The sequence below is a fragment of the Roseiarcus sp. genome, assembly GCF_049514155.1.
Lineage (GTDB): Bacteria > Pseudomonadota > Alphaproteobacteria > Rhizobiales > Beijerinckiaceae > Roseiarcus.
Genome location: NZ_JBEKVH010000150.1, coordinates 1 through 9,122, shown reverse-complemented (window position 1 = coordinate 9,122; position 9,122 = coordinate 1). Strand labels below are relative to the sequence as shown.

Sequence of the window (9,122 nt, the reverse complement as noted above, 5' to 3'; positions counted from 1 at the left end):
CGGTCATCGCCGCCCGCGCCAAGTCCCAAGCGAGCAGGTCCGCCGGCGCCTCGGGGTCGCCGGGCTCGGCGCATTGTGGATCGGCGCGGTCGCCCTGGTTGATCAACCATTCGAGACGGTCGATCGCCTGGGCTCGCCGCGCCTCGTGCGCCTCCTCGCCGACGCCCCAGTAATCGCGCAGGATCGCCAGGCTCTGCGCCGGTCGCGCCGGCGCGAGGGTCGCGTCGGTCGCGCGCTGGGCGATGGTGTACATCGCCGAGAGCGCGATCGCCCAGCGCGCGCCGTCAGGCAGGCGCGAGCCGGCGAGGCCGACATAGGCGAGCGGATCGATTGGCGCGGCCTCGACATGCAGCGCCTGGGCGAGGCGTTCGGTCGCCTCGGGGTCGATCAATCCGCCCAGCAGCGGCCCAAACCGCTGCACGCCGGCAAGGCAGGCCTGCAGCGCATGCAGCACGCCCGGCGACAGCGTCCTGGGGTCGATCGTTCGCGCCGGCGGGCGCAATGTCAGTCTTGCCGCGGCGCCGGCGTCGTCGAGGCGTCGGGCCGCCGCCTTGAGGTCGTCGCACCAGGCCTGGGCGGCGGCGAGGCGCGTCGCGACCCGTGCGCGCAGGTCGGGGTGGAAGCGGCTCAACGCGCTGATCGGCTCGGCCCAGCGGAACCGTTCGATCAGCGCCGCCAGCAGTTCCGAAGGCATGCGCGGGTCATCCATCGCGGCATGCAGCAACCGCGCCTGGAGTTGCGCCCAGACGAATGTCGAACCCGAAGCAAGCTTAATCAGCCGATCGACGACCTCGAGCGCGCCGGCGATGTCGCCGGCGAGCGCGAGAGACGACAATTCGGCGACCGCGGCGTCGATTTGCGCCTGTGTTCGCCTGTCCATCTCCCCCCGAACCGACTGGGGCGCCCGCAACGCCCTACGGCCCAAACGCGAACCCGGCCTGTCGCACGCCGGCTCGGCCCCGCTTGAGGGCGCGAGGCGCAAGCCCCATAGCACATTCCGCGACGTTCCGCCGCATCTGAGCGAACGGGAACGGCGGCCCGCGGGCGCGGCGAACGGGGCGTCACCAGACCGGCGGCGCAGCGCCCAAACGACCGGCGGGACGCGCCCACCGCATCGGCGCGCCCTCAACCGCCGCCGGCGGGGCGAATCGGCGCGCTGGGCCCCAATCGGTCGCTTCGATCTCGGGCGCGTAATCGGCTTCGCCGGCCGGAGCGAACGCGCCATTGGCTTCCGCCCGCTCGCTCGCCAGCAGCGCGGCGACGCGGGCGAGCGACAGACGACGCGACGAGCCGGCGCCGGACGCGGCGCGCTCGCTGAGCCCGCGCACGGCGGCGGCGGCGAGCAGATAGCCGGCGGCGTGGTCGAGCGCTTGGACGGGCAGCGGCGTCGGCTTGTCCTTGCCGAAGCGGCGCATGCCTTCCTCCGCGATGCCGGCGCTCATCTGCACCAGGCTGTCGAAGCCGCGGCGGCCGGCCCAGGGCCCGCTCCAGCCATAGGCGTCGAGCGACACGTCGACGAGGCCGGGCCGCGCGCGGCGGCGTTCGACCTCGCCGAGGCCGAGCGCGTCGAGCGCGCCGGGGCGGTAGCCGTGGACGATGACATCGGCTTGACCGAGCAGGGCGAGAAAACGCTCGCGGCCGCCGGGCTCGGCGAGGTCGAGCCGCGCGCAGCGTTTGCCCAACGTCACCTCGGGCGCGACGCTCGGCTCGTCCCAGTCGGGCGGGTCGATGCGCAAGACGTCGGCGCCGTAAGCGGCGAGGAAACGGGTCGCGACCGGCCCGGCGAGAATGCGGGTGAGGTCGAGAACGCGCACGCCGGCGAGCGGCCGGGTCGGATCGATCGGACCGCTCGCGGGGCCGAAAACTTCGCGCTTGTCGAAGAGGACGAGCGGCTCAGCGGCGACGGCGCGGCCGTGGGGATGATCGGCCCAGGCGGCGAGCGAGCGCATCACGGCGGCGCAGCCGCCGCGCGCGACGATAGCGGCCTCGAGCGCGTCGGCGCGCCAGCCTCGAACCGCCGCCGCGACCGCGTCGCGCTCGCCGACGCATCCGAGCGCGGCGAGCGCGGCGGCGCGGTGACGCGCGGCGTTGGTGTGCAGCCGGATCCAGTCGTCGGCGGCGGGGTAATCGCCGGCGATCGGGTCCCAGACCGGCGGCAGAGTCCAACCCTGGGGCTTGAGCGAGAAGCCGAACCACAGGGACGCCAGGCGACGGTCGACGACCGCGTTGGGCGGGCGCGACGTCGCTGATGCGGCGCGCTCGGCGACGGCGAGCGCCGCCGCGCCGATCGAGGCCGCAGCGAGATCGGCGACGGCGAATGCCGACGGCAGGTCGCCGGAACCTGAGATCTCGATGCGGCCGAGCCAAGCCTCGCCGCCGCCGAGCGCGCGCCAGGCGGCGGCGAGAAAGCGGGATGCAGGGGAAGGGGCGTCGGGCATCGCGTTGTCCTCTCGCAGGCGCCGCCGCGCACAAGACGTCCGGGCTTGCCTGGCGCGGGTCGGGACGAAGCCCTCTCCCACGAGGAGAGGAGGAGCGCCTTCTAGCGCGGCGGCGCCCGCTTGACGATCGCCGCAAGGTCGAGCCCCGCCGGCCGCGCACGCCGATTGCGCCCGCAATGGGCTTCGCCAGTCGCGTGATTCCCGACGAGACGTCGCGCTCGGCGGCCAAGCGAATCGCGCGTGAAGTCGCCGCGTTTCCGCTGACCTGCACGCCCACGGCCGGCGCCTCGCCGAAGCGCAATCGGCCCCGCCGCTCGCCGAGGCTTGCGCGAAGAGGGCCGGCGCCGACGGTCCGAGACCTAGGCCCCCGCGACCGGCGCTCTGCCCCGGTTCCAAGCGTCCTTCGCCTGCGAGAAATGGGCATGCCCGATCTCGCAGCCAAGACTCTTGGAGTTGGCGCGGATCGGCTGATTGGGAATGCGGTCGCGGAGCCACTCGGTCCCGAGATTGCGGATCAGGCCGACCTCTTCAGGCTTAACCGCGTCCATCTCGACCTTGGCGATGGCGGCGAAATCATCGAGGCTGAGGCCGGCGGGCGAAGTCCAGACGCCATCAGCGCCGAACACAGGCTCGATCATCGGACTGATCCGCACAAGCCGGTCCGACGAGACCGGTTCGGGGCGACTGGGGTCGGGCAGGGGCAGGCCGAGCGCGACATAGGCCTCGAATGTCGCAGCGTCTGGCGGATCGTCGACGATCGCTCCGGCGAGCGCCTGCAGATTGCCGGGGATGCTGGCGCCGTCGATCAGCGGCTGGATCAGCTTGGGGTCGCCCTCGACGCCCGGCCCGGCGACGGGAAGCCGCACCGAGCCAGTGCCGATCGACAGCGCCACGATGTCCGCCGGCGCCGCTCCGCCCGCCAGCGCTTCGATGACCGCGGCGAGCAGCGGATTGTTGAGGCCCGCGACTCCGCCGTCCCAGTAGCGCCGGCCGCCGAACTCGGCGGGACTGTCGAAAAACTGGACGGGCGCCGTCGACGAGGCGTGAATGGCCTCGGCGAGCGCGGGGTCGGCGGAGGAGAACGAGCTCGCCGCCCTACTCTTCCGGTTCGAGCGAAAGTAGACGGCTCGCTTCCAGTCGTAATCGAACGCCGTGATCAGGAAATGTGGGCTTCGGCCGGCGGAATGAGCGATGCGCGAAGGCAGCTCCGACATCGGACATAAACCGAACGTCGTCAGGCTGTTTTGCAGCGCGGTGAGCTTGGCGGCGGTCTGATAGCGCGGCGCCGCGCCGACCAACGCGTAGATCTTGTCTTCAAGGCTCTCACGGAACGGGATCGGCGTGAAGATCTGGTTGCGCTTTTGCTGATCGAGAAAGAACTTCGTCAGCAGATCCCTCAGCGTGAAATTCTCGATGAGGCCGCCGAGCGTAATGCTTCCGCCGGAATTGGCGGCGACGAGGTCGAAATCCTTGAGAATCTCCTGTCCGCGCGCGTTCTCGGAATAAAGAGCCTGCAGCGCCATAACCTGCAGCAGCGCCCATGAGCCGCCGCCGTCCAGACTGAGAATGCGAAACTTCGCCATCCCGCTCCTCCCCGGCGGCTCGCCCGCCGCCGTTCGCCGTTCAGGTTCCGATATTCTTGGATCTCGTCGCGCTCGCCTGGGCGCCGTTCCCGACCCGATCTTCGCGCATTCTTAATTCGTCAGCGGCGCGCGCTCCGTACGTGCTCGCTAGCGACAACTAGAGACCAAGCATAGCAAGCGCACCCGGGCGTTCCCGTAAAACATTGGCGCCGGTTGCTTGCCGCCGATAACATTGCTAGCATGCTTCTAATCGGCGTGTATAGTTGGATTTTCCTGATTCGGGATTCCGATCGTTTCGGGGAGGCGGTTCATGCCAAACAATGCCGGCGGAGCGACTGAGGCCCGGGTTCGCGCCGCTTCAGGGCGCGTGCGGATTTTTGCTTATGACATCTTCGTCCTCGTCGTGCTGGTCATCGTTGCTGCGATTTACCTCTGGCAAAAACCATTGTTCGCGGCTTGGCAGAATCAAGAGCTGTCGATCGAAGCGGCGTGGTTCGGCGCCCTCGGCGGGTTGATGATCAGCCTGAAGGGCATCTACGACCATCGGGACGGTGCTACGGGATGGGACCCGGGCTTCGACCTCTGGCACTTCGGCCGGCCCTTCAGCGGCGGCGTAGCCGGCCTGGTCACGGTGATTCTGCTCGACGTCGTCGCCGGAAGCGCCGACAAGCCGGCCAACGCGCAAGTCGTCTACGCCGCGGCCTTCATCTTCGGCACGCAGGAGCGGCGCTTCTTCGGCTTCCTCTTCGAAGCGGCGCGGCTAATCGTGCAGGTTCCCGGCGACGAGAGTTCCTCCGGCCTGAAGTTGGCGGGCGTCCAGCCGGAAGAAGCGGCGACGGGAGCGGTCGTCATCGTCACAGGGCAGGGCATTGGGGCGGACGCGACCGTCAAGTTGGGCTCTGGTGCGCTCGAAAAGCTGACGGTCGCAAGCGACGGCTCGTTCGCCGCTGGCCTCGTCCCGCCCCGCCCGATGGGCGCCGACACCGTGGACGTCGTCGTCGCCAACGCCAACGGAACGAGCTTCGTCCTGCCCGGCAAGTTCAAATACACGGCCTGACGGGGCCGCATGCGCCGCTCAACGCGGCAGCGCGCGCTTGACGATCGCCGCAAGGTCGAGCCCCTTCGGCAGCGCGCCCCAGTTGCGCGCGCCGCGGCCCTCGAGGCGCGCAGCGCAGAAGGCGTCGGCGTTGGCGGCGGGGGCGCTCCTGACCATCACGCTCGCCTGCAGGGCGAGCGCCAGGCGATCGCAGAGGTCGCGCGCCTGGCTCTCGAAATCGCCGAGGTCGCGCATGTCGTCCTTCAGCGCCGCGAAATGCGCGTCGAGCGCGCGGTTCGCGCCGCGCGCGGAATCGATCTCGGCGAAATAGGCGTCCAGCGACTGCGGCGCGCGCAAGATCGCGCGCAGCACGTCGAGACATTGCACGTTGCCGCTGCCCTCCCAGATCGCGTTGATCGGCGCCTCGCGATAGAGGCGCGGCATCGGCGAATCCTCCATCGCGCCCGAGCCGCCGAGGCATTCCATCGCTTCGTAGGCGTGGGCGGGCGTGCGCTTGCAGATCCAGTATTTGCCGAGCGGCGCGGCGATGCGCGCGAACGCGTCCTCGCGCAAGTCGGAAGCGCGATTGTCGAGCGCGCGAGCGACGCGCAGGGTCAGCGCCAGCGACGCCTCGGCTTCGAGCGCGAGGTCGGCGAGCACGGCGCGCATCGCCGGCTGGTCGATCAGCAGCGCGCCGAACGCCTTGCGCTGGCGGCAATGGTCGAGCGCCTGGGCGGCGGCCATGCGCATGCCCGCCGACGAGCCGATCATGCAGTCGAAGCGCGTCGCGGCGACCATCTCGAGGATCGTCGCCACGCCTCGCCCCTCGGGGCCGACGCGCCAGGCGAGCGCGCCGCGCCACTCGGTTTCGCTCGAAGCGTTGGAGACGTTGCCCATCTTGCGCTTGAGCCGCACGATCTGGATCGGGTTCTTTGTCCCGTCCGGCCGCCAGCGCGGCGCGAGAAAGCAGGTGAGGCCGTCCGGCGCCTGAGCGAGCGTCAGGAAGGCGTCGCACATCGGCGCCGAAACGAAGAACTTGTGGCCGACGAGTTCGTAGGCCTCGCCCATCGCATCGCGGCCGATCGGGATGGCGCGCGTCGTGTTTGCGCGCACATCCGAGCCGCCCTGTTTTTCGGTCATCGCCATGCCGATCGTCAGGCCCTGCTTGTCGGCCGCCGGGATGTTGCGCGGATCGTAGAGGCGGGCGTGAATCTTCGGCAGCCAATGCTTCGCCAGCTCGGGTTCCTTGGCGAGGCTCGGCGTCGCGGCGAAGGTCATGGTGATCGGGCAGCCGTGCCCCGCCTCGACCTGAGCCTGCATGTAGTAGCGCGCGGCGCGCGCGACATGCGCGCCGGGGCGCGGTTCAGTCCACGGCGAAGCGTGCAGGCCCTGTTCGACGGCAAGCCGCATGAGCTGGTGATAGCTTGGATGGTAGCGGACGAGATCGACGCGATTGCCATAGCGGTCGTTGGTGTCGAGCTCGGGCGGATTGCGGTTGGCGAGGATTCCGAGCTCGAGCGTCTCGGCCGCGCCGAGTCGCGCGCCGAGCGCGGCGAGTTCGTTGCTCGCCCAGCCGCCGCGTTCGCGCGCGACCCCGTCCTGCAACGCCGCGTCGCCGCTGAAGAGGTTGTAATCGGCGAGTTCGGTCGGCTGGTTGAAGACTGCGTGCGTCGCCGCGCCATAAGGGTCGAGGGCGTCCCGCTCGGGTTCGTCGTACGGCGCGGCGCGATGCGACATGGTCGACCTCCCTGACTTCAAGCGCGCCCTCGCGCAGACGCAACGCCTCGCCGCGCACTATAGCGGTTTTGCATGCAGTTAGTGGAATTCGCTCGGCGGCTCTGGTAAATTCTTTCGTCGAAGACGGCCGCTTTCGGCAAGCGGAGCGCGGGGAAAGGGAGCGCGAACCGATGCGCGACGAATGCAAGCGACGTGACGGAATCGGCGCAAGCGCCGCGCTCGTCGGCGCGCTCGCGCTAGGAGGCGCCGCGCCGGCGCTCGCCAACGACTCGAGCGCCGAGCTGACGACCGGCGGTCTCGTCCTCGCCAAGAGCGCCGACATCGAGATGCGGTCGGAGGACCTGGCGATTTCCGCCAAGGAGATCGTCGTCCGCTACCGCTTCTTCAATCGCGCCGTCCGCGACGTGACGACGACCGTCGCTTTCCCGATGCCGGACATCGTCTGGGACGGACCGGACACCAACATCGCCGTGCCCGCGCCGGATTCGCCGAACTTCCTCGACTTCCGCACCATGATCGACGGCCAGCCGGTCACGGCCGAGAACGAGCAGAAGGCGTTCGCCAAGGGCGTCGACATCACGGCGCGGCTCGCCGCGCTCGGCGTGCCGCTCGCGCCGCAGAGCGACAAGACTTGGGAGGCGCTCGACACGCTCAAATCCGCCGACAAGGACGCGCTGGTGAAGGCGGAGATCGCCATCCCAGACGATTACGACGTTGGCAAAGGTTGGGAGCATCACCTCGCGCCGAACTGGACGCTGAAGTCGAGTTTCTTCTGGACCCAGACTTTCCCGGCCGGGCGCGAGCTCGCCGTCGAGCACCGCTATCGCCCGAGCGTCGGCGAGACCACCGGAACCGAGGTCGGCTCGACGACGATCGACCCGCAGGAGGCGAAGCGCTACGCGACGCTCTATTGCGTCGACCAGGACTTCGTCGCCGGCGCGCGCAAGGCGCAGAAGCCCGACGCGAGCGGCAGCTTCGCCGCGCCGCTGTTCGAGCGGCGGATCGCCTATGTGCTGACGACCGGCGCCAACTGGGCGGGGCCGATCGGCGATTTCCACTTGACGATCGACAAGGGCGAGCCGGATTCGCTGGTCAGCTTCTGCGCCGACGGGGTCAAGAAGATCGCGCCGACGATGTTCGAGGTCCGCCACGCCAATTTCACTCCGACCCGCGATCTCAATGTGTTGATCCTCTATCGGCCGCCAAAGAACGATTGAGGCGGCGCCAGCCCGCGAAACGGCTTGATCGCAATAGCGCGCGCCGTCAAAAGGGAGCTATGACCGACATTTCCTTGCCCGCCGCGGCCGGCGCGGGGCTGATCTCCTTCCTCAGCCCCTGCGTGCTGCCGCTCGCGCCGCCCTATCTCTGCTACCTCGCCGGCGCGTCGATCGAGTCGCTGGCGGAGGAGGGCGGCGGCCGCGCGCGGCGCGACATCGTCGTCGCCTCGCTGTTGTTCGTCGCCGGCTTCGCCACCGTGTTCGTCGCGCTCGGCGCGACGGCGACGGAATTCAGCCTGCTTCTGCACGAGTGGAGTCATGCGCTGTCGATCGTCGCCGGGCTCGGCATCATCGTCATGGGCGCGCATTTTCTCGGCCTGTTCCGCGTCAATGCGATGCTGCGCGAGGCGCGGCTCGAGATCGAGAAGCCGCCCGGCCTGTGGAGCGCCTATCTGATGGGCGTCGCCTTCGCCTTCGGCTGGACGCCGTGCATCGGACCGATACTGGCGGCGATCTTCGCCGTCGCCGCCGCGCAGCAGACGGTCGGCCAGGGGGCCTTGCTGCTGGCGGCCTACTCGCTGGGCCTCGGCGCGCCGTTCGTCGTCGCGGCGATCGCGATGGAGCGCTTCCTCGCCTTCTCGCGCGGCTTCCGCCGTCAGTTCGCGCGGCTGGAGAAGGCGACCGGCGCGCTGCTGGTCGTCACCGGCGTGCTGTTCCTCACCGGAGGCATGCAGACGGCCGCCCAATGGCTGATCGACACCTTCCCGCGGCTTGGGCAATTGGGGTGAGGCGGCGCTGGCGTCCCGTTGCGCGCACCCAACATCGGCTCCGCCAAAAAGAAGCCCGCCGGGTCGCGGCGGGCTTCGACGTTTTTGAAACACCCTTAAGCGGGCCGGCTATGATCACATCTGGTGGAAGTTGATCTTGCCGTCGGCGTCCTTCTTCCAGACGTACCAGACGTAGTCGGCGGTGGTGCGGTCGCCCTTGGCGTCGTAGGAGATGTCGCCGAGCACGGTCTTGAACGCCATGCCCGAGTGCATGACGTCGGCGACCTTGTGCGGGTCGGTCGAGTTGGCCTTCTCGATCGCCTGCTTGATGATCTGCATCGCGG

The 9,122-nt window shown here is 69.4% G+C and carries 7 protein-coding genes and 1 pseudogene; 3 read left to right on the top strand and 5 right to left on the bottom strand.

From position 1 onward, the window contains the following. The 3 genes from ABSF49_RS17440 to ABSF49_RS17430 all read right to left on the bottom strand — a co-directional run. A partial coding sequence (locus tag ABSF49_RS17440) for a hypothetical protein (RefSeq protein WP_424113920.1) occupies positions 1–880 on the bottom strand: 880 nt, incomplete at its 3' end. 181 nt (positions 881–1,061) lie between these two features. Beyond that, positions 1,062–2,438 (bottom strand): CoA transferase, encoded by a 1,377-nt coding sequence (locus ABSF49_RS17435; RefSeq protein WP_424113919.1) that lies wholly within the window; start codon positions 2,436–2,438, stop codon positions 1,062–1,064. A 359-nt stretch (positions 2,439–2,797) separates the two neighbouring features. Next, complete coding sequence (locus ABSF49_RS17430) at positions 2,798–4,021, bottom strand: patatin-like phospholipase family protein (RefSeq protein ID WP_424113918.1); 1,224 nt, start codon at positions 4,019–4,021, stop codon at positions 2,798–2,800. Between the two features lie 310 nt (positions 4,022–4,331). Here ABSF49_RS17430 and ABSF49_RS17425 point away from each other — a divergent pair, with 310 nt between their 5' ends. Further along, a complete protein-coding gene (locus ABSF49_RS17425; protein ID WP_424113917.1) occupies positions 4,332–5,078 on the top strand; it encodes a hypothetical protein in 747 nt (248 codons plus the stop codon). Between the two features lie 18 nt (positions 5,079–5,096). Here ABSF49_RS17425 and ABSF49_RS17420 read toward each other — a convergent pair whose 3' ends face one another. Further along, positions 5,097–6,794, bottom strand: coding sequence for an isovaleryl-CoA dehydrogenase (locus ABSF49_RS17420; RefSeq protein WP_424113916.1), 1,698 nt, complete (start codon positions 6,792–6,794; stop codon positions 5,097–5,099). Positions 6,795–6,964: 170 nt separating this feature from the next. Here ABSF49_RS17420 and ABSF49_RS17415 point away from each other — a divergent pair, with 170 nt between their 5' ends. Continuing rightward, a complete protein-coding gene (locus tag ABSF49_RS17415; RefSeq protein WP_424113915.1) occupies positions 6,965–8,011 on the top strand; it encodes a DUF4424 domain-containing protein in 1,047 nt (348 codons plus the stop codon). A 59-nt stretch (positions 8,012–8,070) separates the two neighbouring features. Continuing rightward, on the top strand, positions 8,071–8,799 hold the full coding sequence (locus tag ABSF49_RS17410) for a cytochrome c biogenesis CcdA family protein (protein ID WP_424113914.1): 729 nt from the start codon (positions 8,071–8,073) through the stop codon (positions 8,797–8,799). 114 nt (positions 8,800–8,913) lie between these two features. Here the strand turns inward: ABSF49_RS17410 and ABSF49_RS17405 are convergent. Further along, a pseudogene (locus tag ABSF49_RS17405) lies at positions 8,914–9,122 on the bottom strand (branched-chain amino acid ABC transporter substrate-binding protein); the annotation flags it as partial.